20 protein-coding genes, 1 pseudogene and 3 CRISPR repeat arrays (1 of these 24 only partly in view) are annotated in these 25347 nt (G+C 57.2%); of the genes and pseudogenes, 11 read left to right on the top strand and 10 right to left on the bottom strand.

Features of this window, described 5'->3' with window-relative positions; genetic code table 11:
* Positions 1 to 141 precede the first annotated feature (141 nt).
* Both TNEU_RS05550 and TNEU_RS05555 read right to left on the bottom strand, forming a co-directional pair.
* Entirely contained in the window at positions 142 to 507 is a 366-nt protein-coding gene (locus TNEU_RS05550) for a hypothetical protein (RefSeq protein WP_012350459.1), read from the bottom strand.
* Positions 508 to 781: 274 nt separating this feature from the next.
* A CRISPR array of direct repeats spans positions 782 to 1279; the repeat unit is 25 nt; unit sequence CCAGAAATCAAAAGATAGTAGAAAC.
* 110 nt (positions 1280 to 1389) lie between these two features.
* A CRISPR array of direct repeats spans positions 1390 to 1825; the repeat unit is 25 nt; unit sequence CCAGAAATCAAAAGATAGTAGAAAC.
* Between the two features lie 440 nt (positions 1826 to 2265).
* Complete coding sequence (locus TNEU_RS05555; protein WP_012350460.1) at positions 2266 to 3444, bottom strand: phosphoadenosine phosphosulfate reductase family protein; 1179 nt, start codon at positions 3442 to 3444, stop codon at positions 2266 to 2268.
* A gap of 104 nt (positions 3445 to 3548) precedes the next feature.
* Here TNEU_RS05555 and TNEU_RS05560 point away from each other — a divergent pair, with 104 nt between their 5' ends.
* Positions 3549 to 4652, top strand: coding sequence for a class I SAM-dependent methyltransferase (locus tag TNEU_RS05560; protein ID WP_012350461.1), 1104 nt, complete (start codon positions 3549 to 3551; stop codon positions 4650 to 4652).
* The gene (locus TNEU_RS05565) at positions 4633 to 5181 is read left to right on the top strand and encodes a methyltransferase domain-containing protein (RefSeq protein ID WP_012350462.1); all 549 of its coding nucleotides are present in this window, start codon (positions 4633 to 4635) and stop codon (positions 5179 to 5181) included. The genes TNEU_RS05560 and TNEU_RS05565 overlap by 20 nt, the downstream gene beginning before the upstream one ends.
* On the opposite strand, the gene TNEU_RS05570 is transcribed toward TNEU_RS05565, so the two are convergent.
* Together TNEU_RS05570 and TNEU_RS05575 are read right to left on the bottom strand one after the other, a co-directional pair.
* Positions 5120 to 6574, bottom strand: coding sequence for an AAA domain-containing protein (locus tag TNEU_RS05570; protein ID WP_012350463.1), 1455 nt, complete (start codon positions 6572 to 6574; stop codon positions 5120 to 5122). The two genes, TNEU_RS05565 and TNEU_RS05570, sit on opposite strands and share 62 nt — an antisense overlap.
* Positions 6564 to 8120, bottom strand: a complete 1557-nt coding sequence (locus TNEU_RS05575; RefSeq protein WP_012350464.1) for a PD-(D/E)XK nuclease family protein — start codon at positions 8118 to 8120, stop codon at positions 6564 to 6566. The genes TNEU_RS05570 and TNEU_RS05575 overlap by 11 nt, the downstream gene beginning before the upstream one ends.
* A gap of 83 nt (positions 8121 to 8203) precedes the next feature.
* On the opposite strand from TNEU_RS05575, the gene TNEU_RS05580 reads away from it, so the two are divergent.
* The 5 genes from TNEU_RS05580 to TNEU_RS05600 all read left to right on the top strand — a co-directional run bounded on the left by TNEU_RS05580 (position 8204) and on the right by TNEU_RS05600 (position 12855).
* On the top strand, positions 8204 to 9502 hold the full coding sequence (locus TNEU_RS05580) for a hypothetical protein (protein ID WP_012350465.1): 1299 nt from the start codon (positions 8204 to 8206) through the stop codon (positions 9500 to 9502).
* Positions 9490 to 10563, top strand: coding sequence for a hypothetical protein (locus TNEU_RS05585; RefSeq protein ID WP_012350466.1), 1074 nt, complete (start codon positions 9490 to 9492; stop codon positions 10561 to 10563). The genes TNEU_RS05580 and TNEU_RS05585 overlap by 13 nt, the downstream gene beginning before the upstream one ends.
* A 108-nt stretch (positions 10564 to 10671) precedes the next feature.
* Complete coding sequence (locus TNEU_RS05590) at positions 10672 to 11016, top strand: hypothetical protein (protein WP_148682375.1); 345 nt, start codon at positions 10672 to 10674, stop codon at positions 11014 to 11016.
* 227 nt (positions 11017 to 11243) lie between these two features.
* Positions 11244 to 12503: an AAA family ATPase gene (locus TNEU_RS05595; RefSeq protein WP_012350468.1), complete on the top strand. Its 1260-nt coding sequence runs from the start codon at positions 11244 to 11246 to the stop codon at positions 12501 to 12503.
* Between the two features lie 22 nt (positions 12504 to 12525).
* The gene (locus TNEU_RS05600) at positions 12526 to 12855 is read left to right on the top strand and encodes a hypothetical protein (protein ID WP_245521937.1); all 330 of its coding nucleotides are present in this window, start codon (positions 12526 to 12528) and stop codon (positions 12853 to 12855) included.
* Positions 12856 to 13015: 160 nt separating this feature from the next.
* Here TNEU_RS05600 and TNEU_RS05605 read toward each other — a convergent pair whose 3' ends face one another.
* The 6 genes and pseudogenes from TNEU_RS05605 to TNEU_RS10450 form a co-directional block, all read right to left on the bottom strand.
* Entirely contained in the window at positions 13016 to 13681 is a 666-nt protein-coding gene (locus TNEU_RS05605) for a hypothetical protein (protein WP_012350470.1), read from the bottom strand.
* 30 nt (positions 13682 to 13711) lie between these two features.
* The gene (locus TNEU_RS05610; RefSeq protein ID WP_148682499.1) at positions 13712 to 14269 is read right to left on the bottom strand and encodes a type II toxin-antitoxin system antitoxin SocA domain-containing protein; all 558 of its coding nucleotides are present in this window, start codon (positions 14267 to 14269) and stop codon (positions 13712 to 13714) included.
* A gap of 30 nt (positions 14270 to 14299) precedes the next feature.
* Positions 14300 to 14677, bottom strand: coding sequence for a DUF5618 family protein (locus TNEU_RS05615; protein WP_012350472.1), 378 nt, complete (start codon positions 14675 to 14677; stop codon positions 14300 to 14302).
* An 8-nt stretch (positions 14678 to 14685) separates the two neighbouring features.
* Entirely contained in the window at positions 14686 to 16722 is a 2037-nt protein-coding gene (locus TNEU_RS05620) for a hypothetical protein (RefSeq protein WP_187146717.1), read from the bottom strand.
* A 519-nt stretch (positions 16723 to 17241) separates the two neighbouring features.
* Positions 17242 to 17668 (bottom strand): annotated as a pseudogene (locus TNEU_RS10440) (PaREP1 family protein).
* On the bottom strand, positions 17640 to 17786 hold the full coding sequence (locus tag TNEU_RS10450) for a hypothetical protein (protein WP_245521940.1): 147 nt from the start codon (positions 17784 to 17786) through the stop codon (positions 17640 to 17642). Before TNEU_RS10450 ends, TNEU_RS10440 begins: the two are co-directional and overlap by 29 nt.
* Before the next feature lie 218 nt (positions 17787 to 18004).
* Between TNEU_RS10450 and TNEU_RS05635 the strand changes: the two genes are divergently transcribed.
* The 4 genes from TNEU_RS05635 to cas6 all read left to right on the top strand — a co-directional run bounded on the left by TNEU_RS05635 (position 18005) and on the right by cas6 (position 24059).
* Positions 18005 to 20533 carry a hypothetical protein gene (locus TNEU_RS05635; protein ID WP_012350474.1) on the top strand — a complete coding sequence of 843 codons (2529 nt, stop codon included), beginning with the start codon at positions 18005 to 18007 and terminating at the stop codon, positions 20531 to 20533.
* A gap of 729 nt (positions 20534 to 21262) precedes the next feature.
* Positions 21263 to 22777: a bifunctional ADP-dependent NAD(P)H-hydrate dehydratase/NAD(P)H-hydrate epimerase gene (locus TNEU_RS05645; RefSeq protein ID WP_012350475.1), complete on the top strand. Its 1515-nt coding sequence runs from the start codon at positions 21263 to 21265 to the stop codon at positions 22775 to 22777.
* 59 nt (positions 22778 to 22836) lie between these two features.
* Complete coding sequence (locus TNEU_RS05650) at positions 22837 to 23232, top strand: hypothetical protein (RefSeq protein WP_012350476.1); 396 nt, start codon at positions 22837 to 22839, stop codon at positions 23230 to 23232.
* Positions 23233 to 23258: 26 nt separating this feature from the next.
* Entirely contained in the window at positions 23259 to 24059 is an 801-nt protein-coding gene (cas6, locus tag TNEU_RS05655) for a CRISPR-associated endoribonuclease Cas6 (RefSeq protein WP_012350477.1), read from the top strand.
* Between the two features lie 295 nt (positions 24060 to 24354).
* Positions 24355 to 25347: a CRISPR direct-repeat array (repeat unit 24 nt; unit sequence GAATCTCAAGTTGAGGATTGAAAG) (it continues 552 nt past the right edge of the window).

Here is a 25347-nt window from a genome sequence, read left to right on the forward strand (position 1 = left end):
CCTGCGGGCGGCGGTCTACAAAACTAGCCACATGGGGCAGGTGTGGCCGGCCACGTGTAGAAGCCGCGCCCTCTTCACGGCGCTTGTGATATGCTGTGTACTTCACCGGAGATTTGGCGGCATACTATCGCTACGAGACGCCTAGCCGTCGTCTAGTATCTTTTTGGCGGTGCTTGGCCAGTACATCGCCAGCGCAGAGGCGGCGTCTTCGATGGCCATTGCCGCCTCCCAGGCGCGTATCTTCCAGCGGGGGGAGTCGCGGCAGCGGCTCGCCACGTAGTAGGCCTTTTTGAGGGCGTCGACGAGAGCAGCCACGAGTTGCCTAACGGGGAGGGGCCTTGGGACGAGCCTCCTAACCCTCACAGCCACCCCCAACAGGTCGTCCACAGAGCCGAGGTAGACGGTATCACGCGGGCGCCACCCCACCTTCAGATACAGCCGCCTGCCCAAAAGCCAGAGATAGCCAACGAGAGGCCCAACCCTAACACGGCCAAAGTAGAGATACACACCAACCACAACACCCACGCATTAAAACATTCCAATATATGTCAGTAAAGGATACAATATACTTTAGACAAGGGTTTAGAAAGCCGAAGGCGAAGAATGGCGCTGGGTCGCGCCCTCTATGAGGCGGAGTTATGATGGTAGAGGCGAAGAATGGCGCACGCCGTCTCTCAGACAGAGGAATGTGTGAATGTAAAGGGCGGTGGAAAAGCGACCGCCGAGGGAACAAAAAACCACGAAAAAACTTAAAAACCCAAAAGATCCGAAAATACAAGCCCCAGAAATCAAAAGATAGTAGAAACGCAACGACGAGCGGGCGCTGTCGACATTCGCACTGAGACACCAGAAATCAAAAGATAGTAGAAACCTAAAAAACGCACAACCTTCTCGATTCTCTCTTGTCCGCTCACCAGAAATCAAAAGATAGTAGAAACCAGATGAGATACGCAGACTGTTTCTGCCTGCAGCAACTACCAGGCCAGAAATCAAAAGATAGTAGAAACTGAGTAGCTCTTGAAGCGTCACCCAACGCGGTAGCTGGGATATGCGCCAGAAATCAAAAGATAGTAGAAACGACATATGGAAGATCCGCTGGCCCGAGGCGATAAAGTCGCCAGAAATCAAAAGATAGTAGAAACCCGGCCCCTGAGGGGCCTCTAACTTCGTAAACTCTATTTTTTGACCAGAAATCAAAAGATAGTAGAAACAAGGTGCGCGGTGAGGACGTACTGCCTCTGGATTCGGAGGTGCCAGAAATCAAAAGATAGTAGAAACCTTGTTGGAGTTGCTCTGGGCTTTGCCGTCGGCGCGTTCTGGCTCACCAGAAATCAAAAGATATGTAGAAACGAGATACGCGATGGCGTAGAGACTGCGACGTTGTCTCGCCCAGAAATCAAAAGATAGTAGAAACACGCTTCTTGCAAGACGCGTATAGTCGCGTCGCGGTTGTTGACCAGAAATCAAAAGATAGTAGAAACACACCGCTTGGGCTCGAGGCTGAGGAGCTCCTTGAGCCGGCCAGGCCAGAAATCAAAAGATAGTAGAAACAGAGACTCGTAGAACAGTAGCCAAGAGTACGCCTTAGACCAAACCAGAAATCAAAAGATAGTAGAAACTCCCTGGTGTCTGCTAAGACGTCCATTACGGCGCCGCCTTAACCCAGAAATCAAAAGATAGTAGAAACCCACATGGACTATACATGGATGTGGGGCCTGAAGGAGAGGGAGTACCAGAAATCAAAAGATAGTAGAAACGGTCTCGCGATCCTGCCCAACACCGCCATGGCGACCATGGCGTCCAGAAATCAAAAAATAGTAGAAACAACTACACGATGATTCATATGTGCTTGACTTACGGTGAGCCGACGAAATTTGTGACTTTTAGAAGTTGGCATGTATAGCTGTATGACTTTATCTTGATTATCAAGTTTCTACTGTGTTTATCGCATGCAGTGGCTTGGTTTTGCATTGCTTCAGCTTTATGTTTTTCATGGCCCTTTCTCAGGCCGGCGTTCGGTTTCCTACCCATCTTTACGTTTATACAATGCTCTTATGCGCTCCTAACATGGTGGATCCCCCCGTGTCGGGGGCGTGGACGGCCTTTGACGGCGTTGGCCGGCTGTCGGAGCTGCCCTCACCTGGCCGCGCCTCTGTAGGGTCTGGTGTGTTGATGGTTGTTCTGGTTCCGTGGTTTGGCGGCTTGTGGGTGGGGGTCTGGTGGGGTGGTTTTGTGGTTGTTTGGGTGTGGCCGTGTGGTTTGGGCTTAAGCTGTGTTTTCTTTTAGTCTTGTGATGATTTGTCGGAGTGCTTGGCTGGTTTTTTCGTCGCGGTGGTTTTGGGAGCTGAGGTAGGAGTCTAGGGCGGCTAGGTGGGTTTTGTCCAGGCGTCTGAGCTCGGCTGTGGGGATTCTCCTGTCTGTGGGGTCTGCACGTCTTATGATGGCGTCGGCTCTCTGTGGGTCCATTTCGTAGAATATCTGGCGGAGGGTGTATCCATATATCGCCGCTCTGTCCAGCCCGTAGAATATCTTCCTGCCGGCGAGCTCTTCGGCGGCTTTGATGGCGTGGTAGATTATGGAGCGGGCGTGGGCGTTGAGGGGGCCCCACCTGCTGTAGCCGGTGTTTTTCGGCTCTCTGAAGTGCTGGCCCATGTCAGAGAGGGCGCGGTATATGGTTCTGACGGCCTCGGCGTAGAGGTACTCGGGGCGGGAGTAGTTCGCGGCCTGCACCCGGACGAGGGTGCAGTGCCAGCATCCGTATCTCCCGCCTAGGGAGCCGCCGGCGGCGAGGCCTCTGTAGAGCTCCTCCAGCGGCTGGACGTCGAAGTCCTTCTGCGCCCTCAGAAAGCTCCAGACCATGTCATATGTCCAGAACCTGATGGGGGCTATCTTGGGTATGTCGCCGTGGGAGAAGTAGGCGCCTAGGCAGGAGCCGCCTCCGGAGCAGGTGCCGAACCTCGTCTTCATGCTTTTCGCCCTGGCGCCGCTTTCCTCGTCGCGTGAGCCGACCACCAGCACGTGGTTGGCGTGACGTCTGAGCTCCCGCTCGGTGGGCTCTATCTTGAGCATGTCTACGCACCACCTGAAGTTGAAGGTGGGGGCGGGGTACCCCCTCACGAGGACTCTCCAGTACCACGTCTCGGTGGGGTGGGGGTAGGCGTATCTCACGTGTACGTCTGTGCCCAGCTCCCGCATCTTGGCTTTGAACTGCCTGGCGAAGTGGTCTACCCACAGCTCCATCTCCGGTATCTCGGAGAGGGTGTCGTTGTGGAGGAGGACAACCCTGTTTTTCACGCCGTTGCGCCGCTTGGCCCACTTGTAGAAGAGAATGGCCGCCGCCGTGGAGTCCTTGCCTCCAGAGAAGGCGATGACGAAGGTTCTATATTTTAAAGCGGCTTCTTCAAAAACCTCGAATGCCTCAGAGAGCAACAGGTCAAGACTCACGGGACGTAGAGGGTAGAACTCATTTAAGCATTGAGGGCACCGCAAGGTATCATGAATACGACTCATCTGGTTTTTGGAGTCTTAGTGAGCTCCTTCGGAGGGATGTGTTTCTGTTTGTGGGGGCTCTTCGGTTTGTTTTTGCGCCGTTTTTCGCCGGGGGGGATGTGGCGACGTGTGGGGTGGTTGGGAGGCTTTGTTGTGGGTCTGGGCGGCTTGGGGTTAACTACTGGGTTGGTAGGCATGTGGCTGTGGTTAGGGGGGAGCTGGGGAGTTTGAGGAGGTGGTTTATTCCGTGTTCTGTGGATAGGCGGAGGATGCCTCCTCTTGCTCGGTACGAGAGGGGGGGCTTTGTCAGATTGTTGGGTGGTGGTGTTTGGGTAGATGTGGGGGCTGTGCGTGGGACTGAGGTGGGTGGGGTGGTGGCGAGGCTTGCGGAGAGGTGGAGGGTGTGTGGGGGGCGCGACGTCTATTCGCTTGCCAGGTGTGTGGGGGTGGCTGTGGGCTCTCTGGTGGATGTGGTTGTGCTGTTGCGGGGGCTGTTTCCGAACCTCGTGGAGGTGTACTCGGGCGGGGTGTCCTTCGACGAGTTTCTGAGGGGGTTTGGGGTGGGCGGGGCGGTGGATGCGGGGGTTCTGTGGGAGGAGGCTAGGAGGTTTGTGAGGGGCGGCGTGGTTGTGCCGAATTTGGGGCTTCTGCCTAGGGGCCGCTATGTCAGTGTGAGGTCGAGGGCGGCCCGGTACGCCATTCCGCCTATCCTCTCCTACGCCGACTTTAAAAACGCCGTTGTGGCAGACGTGGGCTCGGGCTTCGGGACCAAGGGGGCGGCGTCTCTCAGGTGGGGGGCGCGGCACGTCGTCCTCCTGGACGTGGACGAGGCCGTGCTGAGGGAGCGGGGCAGCGGCCTCCTGGTGGACCGGGTGGTGGCGGACGCCCACATGCTCCCGCTTAGGGATAGAGCCGCCGACGTGGTGATCTTCTGGAACGTGCTCAACTTCCTCAGCGACCCGGACAGGGCGGTGGAGGAGGTTGGTAGGGTGGCGAGGCGGGAGGTTGTGTTTTCGGTGTACAACGCCGCCAGCGGGAGGCAGATCAGCTACGGCGAGTTCCTGGAGGTTCTGTCGAGGTGGGGGGTGCCGAAGGCCGTGAGGAGGCTCGGCAACAGCCAGATGCAGGCCGTGGTGCGGCGTCATGAGGATCCGGGTCCTTAGGGAGCACTACTGCGCAGACTGCAGGATAGTTAGGAGGAGCCCCAGGAGCACGGGGGTGAAGCTACTCCTCTCGGTGGCAGACGCCGCGGGCATGTCGGTCCTCGACTTCGGCTGTAGCAACTGGCGCAACTCGGCGTATCTGGAGTCGCTGGGGGCCCGTGCCGTGCGGATGGACGCCATACCGGACACCCGGCCGGACGTGGTCGCCTACCCCACACACCTGCCCTTCAGAGACGGTGCCTTCGACGTCGTGTTGTACACCCACGTACTGATGTTCCTAGAGAGGAAGGAGGACTGGCCCGCCGCGGTTGCCGAGGCCGCCAGGGTGGCAAAGAGGTACCTAGTGCTTGAGACCTACATGGTAAAGCACCCAGGTGCTCTGCGCTATGGGGTAGAAGACCTCTTTGAACTGGTGAGGGGGTTGTCGGTGGTGAGGAGAAACGTGAGGTTGGATATGCAGAACCTCGTCATCTCGCTACGACCTTCTTCGTCTCCTCCAAGTTCTCGAACATCTCGGCGGTCTTCATGAGCTTGCGCAGCCCCTCCACCTGCGTCTTCTTTAGCCTTTTAAGTCCCCTTTCGCTTCTTTTAAACAGTGTCTCTGTTTCTTCCTTCAGCGACGTCATATGGCCTATCACCACGAGGGTTCCCCTCTGGCGGCTAAGCTGCACGTTGAAGATGTAGGGGTCTGAGAAGTAGTAGGTCCAGAAGGCAATGTCTGTATACTCCTTGGCCGCTGGTGCTATGATGATGTCGTCTTCTCTCCCGAGGAAGCTGGCGACCGTGGAGAACCTTATATCGGCGTCTCCGGCGAGTATCCTGGCGGCGAAGGCCATTTTGCCGTAGGGCGCAACGACGGCAATCCTCTTCTCATCTTTCTTGAGCTCCACCGCGGCGCGGATGGCTTTAGCCAAGCAACTGGTGAGTTTTGCGCGCTCGATGTCGTACTGGTCGCCTTTTTCAAACACCTCTGTCTCGATGTAGAGCAGTGGGGTGTTGGAGAGCTTAGTGAGGGCCTCCTCCACGGCACCTCCGTATCTCTCGCAATCGCCCGCTACCCTCTTCATAACCTCCTTGACCTCGTCGCTTGTGAGGCCCAGCAGGTACGGCTTGCCCATGGCTCTTAGGTCTCCGGCGTAGTAGCCCTCCTTGATTGGGGTCTCGGTCTCGGGGGGTAGCCTCATGCTTACGTCAAGCCTCTTTATCTCCACGTAGTCGCTCCCCTGTTCCCTCAGCTGGACGGCTTTCTCCAAGAGGAGCCACTCCCTCTCGTCCTCCGAGATGCCTATGGCTTGGTTGGGGTCTCCGATAACCGCGAAACCCCTTATGAGGTCGTCGGGCTTCCCCTTGGCCAACCCGTCCGCGATGGGGACTAGGAACCTGGCTAGCGTCATGCGGCTGGCCTCGTCTATCAGGAGGTAGGCCGGCCTGGGCGGGTACATCCGGGCGTATACCCTCTGCCAGTCTGTGGAGATTATTAGGCCGACTCGCTCGTCGGCTCTCTTGAGGAGTTGGGTGAACTCGCTTGCGGATATCTTCGACCCGTAGATCCGGACGGCTTTTGCGAAATCGCTGCTTCTGCAACCGCCTCGGGCGCTCATGAAGGCGGCGAATTTCTCGAGGAAGTCCACGAGGAGCTCGTTGGTGGGGGCGATGTAGATGTAGAGGTTCTCCGCGGCCCCCCGGCAGAGGCTGTCCCCCAGCAGGTTGGACAGGAGGTAGGCGTAGAAGGTGGTCTTCCCCGCCCCCGGGACCCCTGCCACCCCCACCACCCTCAGCTTCTCCGCGACAATATCTTCAACAGCCTTCCCTATGTCTGAGTAGGGGGGCCCTTTGAAGACTACGTCGACTCTCTGCCGCCGGCTCTGCTCCTGGTCAAGCCTCTTGACGATTCTGTCTACGTTGTAGAAGCTAGTACTCATCGCTCCCCGCCATGACCATGTTTTTGAGGGTTTCCAGGAACCAGCCCTCCTGGCCGAAGTGCTTCACCAGCGCGTTCTCGGCCACCGCCAGCGCCTTCAGCTCTATGTTCATCGGCACCTGGCCGGGGCACACCCTCACCCGTTTCCACACCCTCTCGGCGCCTCTGTACTTATAGAGGAGGTACACCGGTATCCACCTAATCGCGAAAGTTGGGGACACCATTCTGACGTATGCCGTCAGCCTCCCGCCGGAGTACTGCACCTCGTCGTCTTCATATCTGCCAAAGAGCGCAGGCGAAAACACCTTCGGTGCTTCGCCCGCCTCCGGGTAGGGGAGGCCGTCTCGTAGAAAGACATAGACGGTTGTCCTCCCTAGGGAGTACCTCATGATGTCTTTGTGTTTCTCCGACCCGCTGAAGTTCTTGACGAGCTTTATAACATTGGGCTCGGCGAACTCCACCTCGTCGAATTCAACGCACTTGTCCCAGTTAACCAAGTTGGCGTACTCCTCGCTCTTCTTCCTAAGAGCCGTTCTATACAGCTTGTACATCTCCTTTCTAAGCCGAGCCTTCTCCTCGGGCAAATCTCTGCTAAATCTATAGACACAGAGCTTTAGGTAGGGACAATATTTACAAGGATATTTATTTTCGCCGTTCCCCCGCGTGGGGTTGTAGGCCTTCAGCTTGACGCCGCTCTTTACCAACGCGCGGAGGGTGTTTCTGCAGAAGGCCATTGAATAAAGCGCCCCGGCGGCGATCTCCACTAGCTTCTCATCGCACTTGCCCTTTATTGTCTTGACCTCCTTCAGGTCGGGCGGCTCTTCGTTGATGGATACGACTTTAGTCTCCTTACGTTTCGGCGTTGCGTATATTAGGAAGGCGTGGGGGTCCACCCCAAGGGCCTCCTTGAGGATTAGCTTGTAGGCTGCCAGCTGGAGGCAGTGCATAGCGTTATTCTGGTTCTCCCTCAGCTTCCAGTCCACGATGATGCTGTTCTTCCCGTCCACAAGCAACACGTCGGGCACCCCGATGAGGGGAAGCGACCTCACCTCGTCTCCGGTCTTCACAACCTTGCTTATCAGCTGTCGCTCCGGGAACACCAGCACGTGCTCTGAGATCAACCCCCTTCTGTGGGCCCAGTCAACAAGGGCGAGGTAGCCCCTCAGCAGAGCCTCCACCCGCTCCCTTGTTAGCCTGTAGTCGCTTGTGGAGATGTTGGAAAACCTCTCCACGACGTCAGCGTGTCTTCCCCAGATCTCCTCGAGCCTCTCCTCCAGAAACGCCGAGGGGTCGTACCTTTGCCTCTGCCGGAAGTATTCATACGTGACAGGCACGGCCAGCATGGCGAGGGCGTCGTGGACAGCCGTGCCCTCGCGGCCCAGTCTCACATCGGTGTGGGCGTTGGGCATGTGGTCAATCATCGCCATGAAGTAGGCCTTCTTTAGGCAGAGGGAGGCCCCAACGGCGGCGACCTTCGCCGGTATTAGCAACTGGTTTCGCTGAAACTCCCTATCTAGGCACTCTCTTAGATGTTGGGAAAAGTCCATATAGCAACGCACAAGCCTCTATTTAACTGTTTAGAATAGGCTGTAAAAAGTAAAAGATATAAATGTGATTTTGTGGATATGCAATGGAGATCTGCAGGTCTGTTCTCCGGCTTGGGGAGGGCGAGCATATACTTGAGACCCGCGAGGGCATGGCGGCGTATGTATCTCCGGGCGTCAACCTCGTCTTTGTCACGGGTTACTACGGCTACGGGAAAACCTACGGCGTTGGTTACTACGTGATCTGTCAGGCGTTGGCGCGGGGTGAGCCTTTCCTCTACGTCAACGTTAGGGATCTAGGCCACGTTATTTCAAAGCTCGCGGTAGACGTTGAGGCGGGCGGCGCCCAGGGGCTTGAGGATCTCCTGTTGATTCTGGCGCAGGTTGCTCGGGGGGACCTCTTGAAGCGGCTAGCGGATGACCGCGTCGTTATCACAAACGTTGATCTTGAGAATATCGCCAGTGCCGTCATCGCCAACGCGGGAGACCCCGTTCGGCACTTCGTGAGAGAGTTCGCTAAGGTCTCAGCTCGGAAGAGCGCATATCTAATTTTGGACGAGGTGGAGAGCGGCATAAGGGATGTGAAATCCTTCATTGAGAGGGTGTGTACAACGGTGAGAAACGAGATTTACGACGCCGGCTATCGGAACATCAAGTTGATACTGCTGCTCCAGGAGGCTGTGTTGGTTGCGCATGGGGCAGAGCCGCGGTGTTCCACGATAAGGGGGGCCGAGGGGATCACGAGGGCTATTAAGCTACGCGGCTACGGGTCCGACGTATACCTCAAGTATATCAAGGACAGAATCGGCGAGGGGGGTGCCGACGAGAGGGAGCTCAAGAAGATAGCCGAGCTTGTGAGCGAGTTCCCGCCTAGGGTTGCCTTTGATGTGTTGAGGCAGTATATCACATATGGCGAGCTTACCTACACCGCGTTCAAGGACTTCCTCTCGGCCATCTTCAAGGACACTAAGGAGAGCTTCCTACTGGAGTTGCCCAAAAGCGGCACTGAGTACTTCATGGTGGTTGGAGAGGTCGTGAACGACCTCAGAAACAACAAGATTGAGGCCTCCTTTGAGGAGGTTAAGTCCAAGGTGTACAGGTTGTGGGTGTCTTGTGAGAGGGAGAAAAAGAAGGAGGTCTATATGGATCTCAGGGCCTACACAAAGGAGGAGAGGGAGTCGGACGCCGACGTCTCCATCTTCACCAACGGCGAAGACCTGATGATCGCGACCAAGAGCTCCTCGCCTAGGCCGGTCATGAAGTTCAGACATTTCCTAATGGCCTACTACCCAGGTGAGTCGCACATACAGGGCCTAGGCGAGATGTACAACCAGTTCAGGCTGGTGTTCAGAGAGGCGCTGAGGCGCGCGGCATGCAAGAGCTGATACACCTAACGGCCGTTGCACGGGACGTAGTATACCACACCTTAAGAGACGTCATCTCCCAGTGGGACCGCTTAAGTAAAAGCCGTAGGCGCGCCGAAGCCCGCGTAAACAAGCTGGCTCTGTCTGACGACGTGGAGGTCCACCGCACGTACGCCGTGGTGGAGAAGAGGGGGCTCGAGTCGCGCAAGGTGCTCCAGGATCTGCTCTCGGCTCACCCCATCTACGGCGAGCTCTACGAACACGTCGTAAAGGACGCGCCGTTTCAAGACGACTTAGTGGAACTTCTGGCCCACCAGACCGCTTTGGCGCTAGCTCTGTCGCCGGCGCACCACGTCGCCGAGGGCACGTGCAAGCTCTGCAACGCCCGGCTACACGACGCCGTGGAGTACAGCATATCCGACCTGCTGGAGGGCCTTATCACCCAGTTCGTCCTCGGGCGGCACACCGTCGCCCACCTCTACGTGTACGGCTCCTCTAAATTCCGCCACTGGCTAATAGTGGGACAGCGTCAAGGGGCGGTGGACCCCGAGAAGGTGCACGAGCCTACGGTGATAAAGGAGCTGGCTCCCCCCATCTACGCCTACCTGGCATCCCTCAACCTTGTGTCTAACGCCATAGACGAGAAGCTGAGGGGATACGACATACTGGGGAAGCTCGCCCTATCCCGGGGGCAGGAAAAGGTTATCGTGCTGATGGGGCTTGGAAATGCTCTTGCCAAATCTCTCCTGTCCGGGCTCATATACAAGAACCTGGACTACCTCAGGGCGCTGTTCGCGTCCATCCTCCTGGCGGACGTCCTCATAGCCAACGTGGCAGACGTCCTAGAGAGGGGAAGCGTCGACGTACGTTCGGTAATGGCGCTCGCCCACGAGCGGTACATGCGCTACAGAGAGCCCATCGAGACCGTGCTCAACAAACACTCGCTGAAGAAGGACAAGGCTGTGATTTACGAGGTCTGGGACGCCGTGAGAGACTCCACAATCAAATACATGATCTACGCAGCCGAGAGACAAGAAGACGAGCTAAAGCTAAGCGACGCCATATCCTTTAGAATCCCCTAGCGGATACCCACAAGCGTAATACAAGAAAATTACGTAAAATTTAAATTACAAAAAACAGATCCGCACATGGAGGAGCTACTGATTACAACAAGATTCATCTTGACATTCGTGTCCACGATCACTGCGGTGGTCGGCGCACTTAGTGATACGCCGAACATATACCCCATAGTTAGTCTCCTCTCCATGTCGCTTGCCTTGACATTAAGATCCATCGCAACCTACATCGTTGATGAGGTTGTCAGCATCGTATATACACTAGCCCTGTCGCTGATTATTTCCATCGTGGGGTCGATAATGGTAGGCGAGGCACTCTCGCTGTTTCCTATCTTCGACCCTACGCCTCTGAACACCATTGTAACTTCCCTAGAAGCGGCGTACATCATACTGAACCTGGTCCTACTAGCCAGCGACTTGATAGAGCTCCTCCGCACGGTGAACTCCCCCATCTTTTAAGGCATACCATTCAGCAACAGGTCCGACTACACCGTCTAAGTACTCCTTAACACCTATACCCACATCACCGGCACCGGACAATCTTCAACACAACCCTCCGCTTTAGACAAGTCCCCCCGAAGACGGCAGTCCACCGGGGCCCACCGACCTTAGCCCGGGGGGCTGAAAGCCGGCGGTCTGGAGATAGCCCCAGGAGAAATGTTTTTTGGGGGTGGTTGGGAGGTGACGTGGCTACCTACTTCAGCGGGGTTAGGGTCTCTGTATCTAACTTTGGGCCAGTGAGGCGGGCCGAGTTGGTGGCGGGGGATCTCACCGCCGTCATAGGCCCGAACAACGTGGGGAAGTCGTGGCTGGCCTCCCTCATCTACGCGGTGCACAACCTCGTCTTCTTCCACCTGCCTAATTTTGTCAAGGGCGCCCTGTCTGAGGTGGGTGTGCGGCTGTGCGCAGGTGCCGGCGCCGAATGTCTCAGGGAGAATCTGCATGAGGTGGAGAAAGTCGCATTGGAGAGATCGAAGGCGTTAGCGGGTGAGGCCTTAAAGCGGGAGTTGGAGTCCGTGTTGGGGACGAGCGACTTTGTCACATACGGCGAAGAGGAGGCGGCTGTGGAGGCTAGTGCACCATCGCTGGAGGTCTCTTTTAAGGCGCTTCTTCCCAGGGGAGAAAGGCCTCGCGTTGAGGTAAACATACCCAGTAGTCTCGTAAAACGCGCTGTGGAGGACGTCGAGTGGGTGGCGTTCTCAGCCCGCGGGGCGACCCTCGGCTTTAAAGGGCTTCTCCCCATGCGGCGCTCCGTCTACATCCCCGCCGAGAGGATCGCTCTCCTCACGGCGTTCTACGGGGTTGTGGAGGCGTTGGTTAGGCTTTACGGGGTGAGCCAACTGGTTAGGGAGGAGCTTCCCAGGCAGTTTTTCAAGCCTTCTCTGTCGCTTTATGCGGCTGACGTGATAAACCTCATCAGGAGCGGCGCGGTGGAGAGAGTGGGCGGGCACTTTGGCGACATTGGGGCCGCGCTTCTCGACGGCGATGTGGCCGTGGAGGGGGGGACTATGGCGGTGGTGTATGAACACGCGAGCGGGCTGAGGCTGCCGGCGGCTCTTGCCTCGTCTGGCGTGGCGCAGGTGGCGGGGCTTCTGCTGGGCCTCATGGTGAGGAGGGGCGACCTGGCGGTGGTGGAGGAGCCCGAGATCAACCTGCACGCCAATAGGCAGGTCCAGGTGGCCGAGCTTCTGGCCCGGGAGGCGCGGCGGAGGCCTCTCTTCGTGACAACCCACTCGGACCTAGTGGTGATGAAGCTGGCCCACCTCTACGCGAAGGGGGAGGTGGAGAGCCTGAGGCTGTACTACCTACACGACGGCGAGCTGGAGGATCTACCCGTCGACAGAAGCGGGGGCGTGCCCGAGATAAAGTCCATCTCCTCCGTGATAGAGGAGCTGAGCGGAGAGGCCCTAGAGCTGTATGCCAAACTGCAACGCGGCGTGCGTTAGGTCGAGCCCAATCGTCTGTTGCATGAGGTACGAAGGCGCGCTGTCGGATGCCGGATGCGACGTCGTATGCATCACGCTACCCATCGGCGCAGTCTACCTAGTGGAGTTGAAAGGAGGCCATTTAACCATCGGCGATGCAAAGGATGCGCTCACGCAGCTCGAGGCCTGCGAAAAACTCGTGGGGGGCCGGGCACAAAAGATAGTGGCGCACAGCAAAAAAGGCGGAATCGACCAACAAGCCGTAATGACGTTGAAGGCGGCCGGCGTGGCCCTCCTAAAGCTCTACGACGAGGGCTCCGCGAGGGGGGACGTCGCGCGGGCCTTGCTTAGAGCACTGAGGGCGCTGGCTTAACCGCCGCAGGCCCGGGGCCGTCCGCCGTACGTAACGCCGACTTGCACCCCGCCGGCGGCCGGGCCCACGGCAACCGCGCTCAGCGCCGGCGCGCCTCGCTCTGGCCGACCCCCTTGCATGGACGCCTCGGCAGCCGGCGGCTGGGTATTTCGACGGGGGCCTACAGCCCCTCCGCGAGCCTGGCGACGTCTTCTAGGCTCCAGGCGTCTCCGCAGTGGTAGGTGAGGATGACCCTCGTCTCGGGGCCCGTGTTGGCTAGTTCGAGCAGGGCTCTGAGCCCCTTCGGCGGCGTCAGGCGGCAGAGCTTCTCTGTCAAGTGCAGGTGGAGTACTGCCGTGGTGATTCGTTGGGCCTTCTCTCTGAAGTCGCCGATGTACTGCTCTAGGTTTGCCCAGCTTGCCAGCCGCTTCACCTCCACTGGGACAGCCCTGTCCTCCTTCACCAGGGCGTAGTCGAAGGGGTCCCCCGCCTCGGTAAGGCCGACGTAGGGCTCGACGGCGAAGTAGCCGGGGAGCCCCCTTTCGGCGAGGTGGCGGTAGATCGCGAGGGAGAACAGCCAGCTTGAGGAGGTCCACCTAAACACCGCCTTGGCCGACCTCTTGAGCCCCCGGCGCCGCAGGAGGCGGGCGAGGCGCTCCGCCTCCTTCCTGACCCAGCCCGGCGCCTGCATGCTGGATAGGTCGTACTGCGCCACTGCGAGCAGATCCCCCACGCTGAGCTCGCCCTCCTCCAGGATGGACACCACAGCCCCAATCTCCTTCTCGTTTTTTTGGCTAGGCCTCACGGCGAAGTCGCCCACGTTTAACTCCCGGAACAGCAGTTCCACAGGCCGCCGTATGCGCCCGGGTAAAAAGGGTTAATGGGTATTACGCGTTCCGCCGCCTAGCTGGACTATTTCGTCTACTCTCTTCCCGAGTGTCTTCCTTTTCTCGACGCCCAGCATCGCCGTCGTGAGGATCTCAAGCTCGTTCGCGGTGTAGCGGCCGAACTTGTCCACCACGGCGTCTATCCTCGCCCGGAGCTTCTCCTCCACCCTCACGAACCTGGCGCGCCAGGTGGGGCGGTACACGTATATCACCTTGGGCGACTTGTCGTCGTCGTAGAAGCCCAGCCTCACCACCTCGCCGTCGGCAACCACGCTGTGGTACGAGTCGTATCCGTACACCCTCTCCGAGATGTACCCCTCCTCCACAAGCCACTCCAAATCCTCATCCACCTGAGGCGAGTAGGGCCCGTAGAGCCACACCACGAACCCGTACCCCGTGAGTCCCAGCGATCTGGACACCCCCCTCCCCCCGTCCCAGTGCTCCACCAGAAACATCAGCTTCTGCACCTTCTTCTTCCCCCACACCTCCCCCCACCTCCGCCAGTGGGACACCACCAGATACAGGAGGGCCCGCCTCCCCACCTCCACAACCCCCACACGGCCCCCAGTTTTAAAACATTACCCCCCCCCCCGACCCTTCAAGCGCTGCAACCGGCGCCGAACCTCGTCCAGGATATCCTCGACGTCTTTGAGATACTCTCTGACGTACTGCTCGTCGCACATGCCGTCGTAGAAGCAGTCGATGTGGAGAAGCTTCTCCCTAGCCGCAAACCTATCCACAAGCTCGGCGAAGCCCAGCCTATACAGCGCGTCCCTCTTCTCTCTGTACGTCTTTGCCTCCACGCCGTACGCCCCCAGCAGCTCCTCGACGGCCTCCACCACGGCGAGCCAGCCCTTCTCAGCCGCGTCTCTCACAAGCATGGGGTCGCCCGTCTTCCCAAACCGCTCGAGCTCCTCATACGCCGCCTTGAGGGCCCTCCGTGCCTCCTCCAACATGCTAAAGTCTACCGATAGAATAAGTCATTGATCAGCCACCTCATAAACCTCCTTCTTAGGCTTCGGGAATATCTCACCCCGTCGTCATGCAACCCGGCCACCCTCAGATATATCCAAAACGCCGCAAGCCAAACAGCCACATCCTCCGCATACCGCCTATCACGCTTCTTACCGTACCCCCTAACCGCCTTCTCAAGCCGATAGGCTAGCGTATCCGCCGTCGGATCCGCCAAGTATAGACCCGAGAGCCGCCGCGCCGCCTCCTCCACCTTGCCGTCTGCCAACAGGCGGGCCACCTCGACAACGAGACCCTCCAGCCCACCCACCGAGGCCGTTGAGGCGACTCTACACCCCCCGAAGTCCGACACGCCCAACCCCCGCAACCTGCTAAAGGCGCACAAGAGGGCGGCGGCCGCCCCCCTCAACCCCCCATCCCCCATCACCTCCCACACAGGAGCCACCTGCCCGCCGATCCCCCTTGCCTTCAACACGGCAGAAGCCACAACCGCAACGGCGTGCCCCAGTGGGTCCACCCCCCTCTCCACAGCCCTCCGCATGTAGGCAAAGACAGAAGCCTCGCCACCGCCCAAGAGGGCCTCCGCTACCTTCTTCTCCTCCAGCTCAATCCCAAACATTGCCACCTGGTCAAGCAAAACCGTCCTCCCAGACACGACGACGTAATCCTCTCCAACGACCTCAAGACGGCCCTCCACAACCTCTCCATTGGACAAAACCACCGAGCTCCGCACAACAGAAGCCCTATTCTCATCGATCCACCGCCTTGCAAAAAACTCGAAGATGTTTAGATCAGGGAACAAAATACGCCAACCGTCGTAAGTATTTAAAGATAAAAATAGTATGATGACTAGAAAAGTAACAGCTATCAATATATTTGTTACATAAATATAGTGATTGTAATTAATCAAAAGCCATGTGTATAAAAAAGGTGTAAATGTAATAAACAATAATAAAATATTGAGTGAGTTTATAATATAGAGCATTATGGCATTCAAAAGCCACCTATCGAGCCTAGAGATGTCACTTGATGCCTTTATTAAAATAGTAAAAAATATTACGAGAAAAAATCCATAAATTAAAATAGTTGTATATTCATATGTATGCAATATCATAGAAAGAGGTATGACATAAAAAAGTGTAATGCCTAAAACTGAGATGATGAACACTACCATATACATCCCCAACGCCACAATTAATGACATCACATAGTTTTTTGCAAATCTTCCTCCAATCCAACTTATATAAAATATAAGAATAAAATTATAACTAAAAATCAAAATTTTATTTATAATATCAGCAATTTTCATATTATTGAAAATATTTGAAATAAGATAGAAAATCATAAAAATTACAAATATGTTCAAGAAGAAAATAGGCGTTAAATAATATATCATTATCTTAAAAAAATTTAATGGTAATCTTATTATTTTTATAAGGTCTGTGCCTAGGGCTTGAGAGAGGGCTGTTATGTAGAACTTCCGGCGTGTTGTTGTGAGCAGAGTTCCGACGTAGGCGCTTATCACACCCAGTATGTTAATCAACACGGCCCCCAGCGGGTTGGCGTATTCCAGCCCTATCTTTACGTCGGCACCTGGGTATACTGAGTATCGCTCGGATCCGTCTGACGTAAGGACCACCCCCCTGGTGAGGAGCCAGAGGAAGCTGTAGTTAACGTTGCGCAACGCCGAGATGTTGACCGCCGCGTGGGGCCCCACGTTGCACAGCTGGAGCCTGACCCTCTGTGCGGCGAGATCTGGGAGGTAGACGGCGGCGCGTCCCCCCGCCCCCTCCACGTAGAGGGGGGACCCCGAGACGAGCCCCGACAGGCGGTAGAGGTTCTCCACCTCCACCGTGGCGTTGCCCGGGCCGCCGCGGAGATCCACGTCGCAGGGGTACTCCCGCCAGGTCCGCAGCACCACCGCCCCCTCCCCCAGGGGGAAGTACCGCGGGGCCAGGGGCCACTCCACGTAAGCCGACACGGCCGCCCCCACCGACATGTTGACCCCCCTCACGAGCCTAATCCCCACCGCCGGCCTCCCCGAGGCGAGGTCCACCAGGTAGAGAACCCCCGGCGCCTCCGCCACCACCGCCACCGGCCCACCCCTCAAGTCGACGACGGGCACCCCCCGGAGCCTAGCCCCCACCTCCCCAGCCGGCACAATAAAACACCTAAACGACCCCGACGGCAAAACGGCGTAGGGGTAGCCCACCGCCTCCGCCGCCCCGCTACAGTTCCCCAGCCCCCGCCACACGTCAGTCACCACAAACACATAACCCCCAGGAGCCGCCTTGACGACGCCCCCCAAATCCACATACTCACCCACAACCGCCAGCCCCCCACCCGCCCAGCCAAACGCCGCCAACAACACAAGAAACACAACAACCATAAACACCCCAGAGAAGCCATATAAAACCCTTACCACAACCTAACCCCCAAGCCGAGAGACTCTCAACAGCAACATTAAACGAGCCGCACAAGACCCAGCCCCCCGCCACGCCAAAGACCCAACCCCCCAAACCCCCCACGAGCCCCCACGGCACACCGCCTAGCCACCACAAGCCGGCACCGCACCACCCACCCCAAACCCGCCAAACACCCCCACTAGGAGAGCATCACCCCCCGCCGCGCGGCTCTTCACAAACTCGACGAGCCACCTGGCCGGGGGCAGAGCCGCCTTCACGTCCCTAACGTCGTATTTAGCCTCGTGGAAGCCCCACACGTGTATATCATAGGCGTCTTTCCACGCCAGCCTAAATCTGTCCTCCCCCAGCCTCTCAGCCCCCCGCCGCCCTCCCCAGAAGCCAAGTATCCCACCGGCCCCTCCGCCTGACCTCCCCAAGCGCCTCGACCCCCAGCGCCTCCGCCAGCGCCTCGACGCACTCCTCCACAGCTTTGTAGAGCTTCTCGCTGGCCTGCACCGCGTCCCCCCTCTCGACGTACTGCTCAGCCTCGGCGAGAAACCTCTCCGCCACACGCGCGGCGGCTACATCGGCCGGATCCAGCCCCAGCCAGGGCCTCCAGCGCCACCTCCCCCACGTCAATACCCCTCCGCTCCCCCTCCCTAAGCCTCTCGGGCAACACAACCGACACGCCAAGACAACACCACCATAAAAACCTTCAACCACACACCGGCGGCGTCGCGCTGGCCCCAGCCGCCTCCCAACCCCCCGTCGCCCCCCCGGCCCCCCGTGGCTACTCGGGGCCCCGCTGTTCCCAGCTCCGGCCCTCGGTCGGAGGCGCCGGCCGGAGGGCGGCCCCGCGGTGCGCCCAACAGCGCAAGACTTAAAAACGCCACGTTGCGGCTGGATATGCGCTTTCTCCTTTTCGCCGCCCTACTCGCCGCCGTCGCGCTGGCCGCCCCAACCATAATAATCACCCAGTACATCTACAACAACAACCACTACTACAACTCCTCCACCCTAGGCGCCGGCTACTACTTCATCGTCACCGACCTAGACAAGCTCCCACTCCAGCACTGCGACGTAGTACAGCAACCAATCGAAGGCGCGCCCCCACCATACGCCATAAACATCGAGCCGGGGAACGCCGCCATGAGGCAATACTACTGCTACGTCGCATGTCCCAGCCAGATCAACGAAATACTCAGCCAGTTCAGAACCGCCACAGTCCTAGACTTCAGAAGAGGCCGCATCAACGTCACATCGGCACATCCAGACAACCCAGTCTTCATCCTCATCATAAACACCACCAACGGCAACCCCATAGCGGACGTCTATCTCCTGAGAGGCTTCACGCTAGAGGCAAGAGGAAACCTCTCCGCGTACATATACGGAGCGGCACCCGGCGGCTACGGACTATTCCCCAGCTACTTCCCACTGATACCGGGTAGGACGGCCCTGCTTAGGTACTGGCACGAGTACCCATGCGACGTCGACATGCTGGCTCAGACGGGCAACGCCACGATACAAATCGAGGGAATAAGCCAACTCGGCTTCGTCAAAAACAGAACCCTCTTCACCATCTCGGTAAGCAACCACACAGTAGCCGCGTTCTTCCCCACCGTCGCCACAATAAAGCTACCACAATTCAGGATATGCAACATGGGCCCCCAGGCACAAATCTCACTACACCCACTAATCGAGTTAATATTCCAGTACGATCTAGCAGAAATAATTAAAGGAATAGTTATACCGAAAAACAGAGAATACACTATATATCTAAAGCCAAACCAAGTATATACGATAATTCTTGAAAGACTACAATTAGCGAGCCTATCCGCTTTGGGTACCATTTTGATACCTATAATAATCAACTACTATATACAAAAAACTAAAAATAAAATATATACAGTATTAATGAATCATATAAAATATTCAAAATATATTGAAAATTTTATAAATTATCTTAATTTTTTGTCAGTTCCAGTAATTATATTATTTCTTTTAGTTCCTCTATTTAATATTAAGCCACTTAGTTTACCATATGTCATTCAAAGTATAATTTTCATTAATATTACATTATCAGTATGTTACTTGATAATTGATTTACTTTTTAGACGCGGTATGACAAACGTCTTCTGGAAAGCATGGATATTTTGCACATTTTTTGTTATAATAATTTATTTATTCATTATCAAAATTAGTATTATATTTTTAATCATAATTTTATCACCTATATATTTACTATATAAACATTTGATAACTAACAGATTACTATGGTTTTTAATACCACTACCATATATTCTTATAGTTTCTTTAAATTTATTTTTAATATTTCTTTTATTATTAATTACATATTTTTATATATTATTTTTTATCGCAATAGAGCCAACTATTCCACTCATTATAAATATCGTTCCATATCTAGTTTCATCATATATATCATCAATATTTTTTCTTGTTGCTTTTATAATAGTTGCGATAGTTATTATTATAGTCCGAACAGATGAAGGTTGGAGACTTATTTTGCCCGATTTCACGTTTTTTAACTACCTTGCGTTCAACTGGATTCGCCTGCACACTCGCAAGTTTACATATATCCGTATATGGACCCGCGGCGGCCACACCTACAAGGGAGTTCCTTTGAAATTTGAGTATGACCGCATTACCTTGAGGGACCGCGCATACGGCGAAGTGGTTGTGCCGGTTGAGGATATTGAGGACGTCGGGTTGCAAGCCTCTTATGGCTTGCATCTAGCTGATGCACTTCTAGATAACGATAAGGAGAGGTTTGTAAGCGTCCTCAGGAGGATCGTGGACGATCGGAGCGATGAGTCAGCGAGGGGCAATGCCAGGCGGGCCGCGGCGTCTGCGCTCCTAGCGTTATTGGGAGAGGAAAAGCACCAAATAGCGCCTAACTGGAATCTCTTGAGGCGGGAGGACCCGGCTCTGGCGGAGGGGCTGGCGGCGCTTCTGAAGACCCTTAGGACGCTAGGCGAAGCGGCAGAGAAGAAAGTGGTGGACTTCGGCGCCGACAGGGTCTTAACGACCTCCTCCTATGGGAAGTGTGCCTACGTTGAAGATGGAGACGCGAGAAGGAGGTTTACCATGTTCCTTCGCTGTCTGGCAGACAACCAAGAAGAGACACAGATTCAACTAGAGGAATTGAAGTGTAATAGGTGGTCACGTGATAAAATCTTGTGGCTCTTTGGGTTGAAATTCTGTAGGGACTACGATCCTATACTCGCCGGTGTAATTGATAAAATAAATACTTTTACTAATATATACTACCTGAAAAGTGAAATCAAATTACCAAGATTAACTAGGTGGAGCGCTAAGATTTATGCTTGTGCGTGGAGGATAAAAGACAGGGGGACTGCGGCAAAGGAGTTGGCTATGGCTCTTGTTGTTGGTTGGTTTTGGGTTTTTGACCTGTGAGAAGGTTGTTTTCGGGGGCTGGTTGGGAGCTTCTATAGGGCGTGTGGCTGGAGTAGGTGTTTTTGTGTGTGGGGGGCCTGTGGGTGGTGGGTTGTGGCGGGGTTGGGCTTGGTGGGGCTGTTGTGAGGGGTTGCGCTGGGCTTTAGGCGGTGGGCGTGGGGGTTTTTGTTTGGGTGGGGGGTTTTGGCCGGGTGTGGTGAGGTTTTTTCTTGTGAGGTGGGTTTGGATGGGGGTGTTGCGGTTGGGTGTGCCGTGGGGGTTGGCTGCCGCTGGGCTTGTGGGGCCGGTGGGGGGGATGTGTCGTGCTGTCTTGGGGTGTGGCTTCTGGCCTTGGGGCTCTGGTGGGGGGTGAGGGTTTGCCGCCTCTGCTGTGGTTTTGTTGTGTTGTGGGTGGCGGCTGGCTGGGGGGCGCATTTGGGTGGGGGGTGTTTCCTGACTGCTGGGGGGCCCGTGGCTGTTGGAGGAGGGCGGTGGTGGGGGGCGCTTTGACTCGCGGGGCCTTGGAGCCTCCCTTCTGCTGGCCTGGGGGATGGTGTTTGGTGACGTGTGTTGTGGATTGTATAGGTTCTGTCCTCCGGCGGTGGGGCGGCGGGGCCGGTTGCTGTCTCACGTCTGGCGCGCCGGGATGGGGTTGCGGCGGTGATGGTGAGTGGGCGGATCTGGGGGGTCTGCTGGGGCTTCCGTGGGGGGTTGGGCGTGTGTGTTTTATATGTCTGTTTTGTCTTGTGTATGGACGCTGTTTCTTCCCTTGAGATGTATGTGGTGGATAGGAACGCGGAGTGGCTTGGGGTGCCGCGGCTTGTGTTGATGGAGAACGCGGGGGCGGCCGTTGCGAGGAACGTGGTTGGTAGGTTTCCGGGGGCGAGGAGGGTTTTGGTGGTGTGTGGGACGGGGGATAACGGGGGGGATGGCTACGTGGCGGCTAGGCACCTCCACGGGGCGGGGCTGTGGGTGAGGGTGGTGGGGCTTGGGGAGCCTAGGGAGGGGGCGGCTAGGGCGAATTTCGAGGCTGTGAGGAGGCTGTGGGGGGTGGAGCTGGCGCTGGCGGCGACTCCCCTGGAGCTTCTCGCTCTTCAGGACTGGTTCCTCTGGGCGGACGTGGTTGTGGACGCGGTGTTGGGGACCGGAGTGAGGGGGGCGCTTAGGGAGCCGCACGCCACCGCGGTGGACCTCATGAACGCGGCCCCCGCGCCGAAGGTGGCGGTGGACGTCCCCAGCGGGCTGGACCCGGACACGGGGGAGGTGCGGGACAGGGCTGTGAGGGCGGCCCTCACCGTCACCTTCCACAGGCCGAAGAGGGGGCTCCTGGCGGAGGGGGCGCGGAGGTACGTGGGTGATCTTGTGGTGGAGCCAATCGGCATCCCGCCGGAGGCCGAGGTGGTTGTGGGGCCGGGGGACTTCGCCTATCTGGACTTCTCCCGGAGGGCCGACGCGAAGAAGGGGGACCACGGCCGGGTGCTGGTGGTGGGTGGGTCCCTGGAGTACTCGGGGGCGCCTATGTACGTGGCGCTGGCCGCGCTGAGGTCCGGCGTGGATCTGGCGGCCGTCGCGGCGCCTGAGCCGGCGGCGCAGGCGGCTAAGGCCTACAGCCCGGACCTAATCGCCGTCCCGCTGGAGGGGCCCAGGCTCTCCCTACGCCACGTGGAGAAGGTGCTGAGGCTGGCGGAGAGGTTCGACGTGGTGGCCATCGGCCCGGGGCTGGGGCTGGAGGGCGAGACCCCCGACGCCGTTAGGGAAATAGCCGCGCGGGTCAAGAAGCCGCTTGTCGTCGACGCCGACGCCATAAAGGCCCTCGGGGGATCGCCGGTGGGGGGGCCCCAGGTGGTGTATACCCCACACGCGGGGGAGTTCAAGGCGCTGACGGGGGTGGAGCCGCCGAGGGGGCTCAGGGAGAGGGCCGAGGCGGTGAGGGAGTGGGCGGGGAGGATCGGCGCCGTTATACTGCTCAAGGGGAGGTACGACGTGGTGTCGGACGGGAGGCGGGTGAAGATTAACGCCACCGGCACCCCCGCCATGACCGTCGGGGGGACAGGCGACGTGCTCACCGGCGTCGCCGCCGCGTTTATGACCAAGACCCGCGACCCCCTGGAGGCCGCGGCCGTGGCGGCCTTCGTCAACGGGCTAGCCGGCGAGGAGGCCGCCGCCCAGCTGGGCTTCCACATCACCGCCAGCGACCTCATAGAGAAGATCCCAGCCGTCGTAAGGAGATACGCCCGAGAGGACATAACCAGCCCCCGGCCGTAGCCCCCCCAAGCGCAGCGGGGGGCCGCTAGGTTTATTAAGAGGAATGCTAGTTGATATATATGGAGTGGCTCAGCCCGGCGACCGTTATTATCCTAGTGGTTGCCGCCGCAGTCCTCGCCGCCGTCCTCGTGGTCCGCCGGTTGCAGAGGCGTGTTGTCTGCCCCGGCGACCTCTCGGCTCTCCGGGACGCCTTCGCCGTGATTGGGGCGGAGGCGGCGTGGGTGGGGCCCTACCTCGCCGTTAGGAAGAGGTACGGCCTTATCCCCGTCGAGGTGAGGGTGGACTGCCGGAGGGGCGCCGTCTCGACCCGCGGCCCGTGGCCCCTCGCCCTGGTCCTCCTCTTTGTGCCGAACTTCGCCTTCGCCGCCATCATCCTACTCCTGTGGATAGCCAGCGAGATGGACGCCTTTGAGAAGGAGGTGAAGGACCTGTTGAAGGCCGCCGCGGGCCAGTAGTTATTTACCCCCACCTTTTCCTAGGCATGAGGATAGTCGCCGTCAGAGCCAGGGCGGGGTCGGCCTTCGCCGTTTCGGGCTTCTCCGGCACCGTCGTGGAGTCCCTCGTCCTCAAGACCCTGGGCAGGCCCGACCTACACGACGCCAGGGTGAAGCCCTTCTCCGTGTGGCCCCTCCTACACAGGGGGAGGCCGGTCCTCTGGGGAGCCGCCGTGGCCCCCGGAGACCCCGTCGAGGTGAGGGTGGGCTTCGCCGACGACGACATGGCCAGCCAGTTCGCCGCGGCCGCCGCCGGCGGCGGCCTGCAGCTCTTCGGCGCCAGGCTAGACCCCGAGGCCGTGGAGATGCGCGACGCCCACCACGACCTCCCCCAGGAGCAGTGCTTCAAGCTGGAGTTCCTCAGCCCCCTGAGGTTCGCCACCCCGCCCCTCTACAGGAGGAGCAAACCCATCTACGAGTTCTTCCCCCGCCCCCTCTCCCTCTTCAAATCCGCCGTAAAACACGGCAGAGCCCTAGGCGTCACCAAGCTAGGCGCCCCCTTCCTCCGCTGGGTCTACACCTACGTCGCCCTCACCGACTTCGGCTGCCACAGCCGCTGCGTAGCAACGGTAAAGCTCCCCGGCGGCGGAATAGCAAGAGGATTCCTCGGCTGGGCCCTATACCGCGCCTACGGAAAGAGAAGAATCACAGACCTCTGGAAAACCATAAGACTAATGGAAACCCTCAACGTAGGCACAGGACGATCCATGGGCCTCGGAGCCGTCAAAGCAACCCCCCTAAAATGCCCCAACCAACAACCCACAGAAAAACCTACATACCCTATATAGATCACGGCGTTTATAAATCGTCGTGCAACAAGCCCTTTCTTTTTGTAAAATCGTTCTACTCCTCCGCCGTTGTACCTTTGTCAAGCGGAGATCCAGTTTAAAAAACGGCGGGCAGAACAACGGCGGACGGCGCCGCCGACCTCCAGCCACACGCTTTCAACTGCGGGACGCACGGGGTTAGCTCTAGAAAAACCAACAACCCAGAAAGAGCAGTCTCAAGAACACGCCGAAATCAACACAAAACCCACCAGAGAAAAACTTAAAAACCAACAAAAACCAAAACCCAGAAACCCCAGAATCTCAAGTTGAGGATTGAAAGGGAGATGGCGATACTGCGGGCGTTCTGGGGGGCATGCTGAGAATCTCAAGTTGAGGATTGAAAGCAGCGCCTCCACGGTGTACGAGCTGGGCAGAGTGAGGGTGGTGGAATCTCAAGTTGAGGATTGAAAGCAACTCCTAAACCACCCCGTTTTTTCTCTCCTTAAGACGTGAATCTCAAGTTGAGGATTGAAAGCGTCAACTTGATCCATTGTACACTCACGCCCGAAACAGACATTGGAATCTCAAGTTGAGGATTGAAAGCTTTGGCGCGACAGAGTGGGTTCTGGCGTGACAGTTCCTTGGAATCTCAAGTTGAGGATTGAAAGATATTCCGGGCCCAGGGCATCTACGGTGCCCGGTGGGTAGGCTAGAATCTCAAGTTGAGGATTGAAAGGTTTCGAGTGCCATTCACTGTACGGCTCGAGCTCATATATTTTCGAATCTCAAGTTGAGGATTGAAAGGTTTCGAGTGCCATTCACTGTACGGCTCGAGCTCATATATTTTCGAATCTCAAGTTGAGGATTGAAAGTGAACTCGCCTACCTTGACGTAGCAGGTGTTCCACACCACCAGGTGAATCTCAAGTTGAGGATTGAAAGGGTCATCCCCGTCCACGACGCGTAACCTCCCCATTTTTGAATCTCAAGTTGAGGATTGAAAGTCGATAGCTTTCTCAGCCGTAGCGGTGTCCATCATGGCGACGAATCTCAAGTTGAGGATTGAAAGGGCGGCGGTCTCTGCAACTGTTGCTGTGGCTTAGGCGGAGGTGAATCTCAAGTTGAGGATTGAAAGTGTCTAGATAGCGCTGTATCATCATGGCCTTGGGATAGTAGAGAATCTCAAGTTGAGGATTGAAAGCAGCGAGTGTGGCGGCAGGCAGACGCCCAACAGCTCCTCACTCTGAATCTCAAGTTGAGGATTGAAAGACTCTCTACTCCTACGTACACATCATCGCCTACACGTCTCA

The sequence above is a fragment of the Pyrobaculum neutrophilum V24Sta genome (assembly GCF_000019805.1).
Lineage (GTDB): Archaea > Thermoproteota > Thermoprotei > Thermoproteales > Thermoproteaceae > Pyrobaculum > Pyrobaculum neutrophilum.

Bases quoted from the DNA above. Each gene is read 5' to 3' on its own strand.
- TNEU_RS05600 (WP_245521937.1), top strand. From the start codon at position 12,526: ATGAGGTACGAAGGCGCGCTGTCGGATGCCGGATGCGACGTCGTATGC.
- TNEU_RS05580 (WP_012350465.1), top strand. From the start codon at position 8,204: ATGGAGATCTGCAGGTCTGTTCTCCGGCTTGGGGAGGGCGAGCATATA.
- cas6 (WP_012350477.1), top strand. From the start codon at position 23,259: ATGAGGATAGTCGCCGTCAGAGCCAGGGCGGGGTCGGCCTTCGCCGTT.
- TNEU_RS05635 (WP_012350474.1), top strand. From the start codon at position 18,005: ATGCGCTTTCTCCTTTTCGCCGCCCTACTCGCCGCCGTCGCGCTGGCC.
- TNEU_RS05585 (WP_012350466.1), top strand. From the start codon at position 9,490: ATGCAAGAGCTGATACACCTAACGGCCGTTGCACGGGACGTAGTATAC.
- TNEU_RS05565 (WP_012350462.1), top strand. From the start codon at position 4,633: ATGAGGATCCGGGTCCTTAGGGAGCACTACTGCGCAGACTGCAGGATA.
- TNEU_RS05645 (WP_012350475.1), top strand. From the start codon at position 21,263: ATGGACGCTGTTTCTTCCCTTGAGATGTATGTGGTGGATAGGAACGCG.
- TNEU_RS05575 (WP_012350464.1), bottom strand. From the start codon at position 8,120: ATGGACTTTTCCCAACATCTAAGAGAGTGCCTAGATAGGGAGTTTCAG.
- TNEU_RS05570 (WP_012350463.1), bottom strand. From the start codon at position 6,574: ATGAGTACTAGCTTCTACAACGTAGACAGAATCGTCAAGAGGCTTGAC.
- TNEU_RS05615 (WP_012350472.1), bottom strand. From the start codon at position 14,677: ATGTTGGAGGAGGCACGGAGGGCCCTCAAGGCGGCGTATGAGGAGCTC.
- TNEU_RS05650 (WP_012350476.1), top strand. From the start codon at position 22,837: ATGGAGTGGCTCAGCCCGGCGACCGTTATTATCCTAGTGGTTGCCGCC.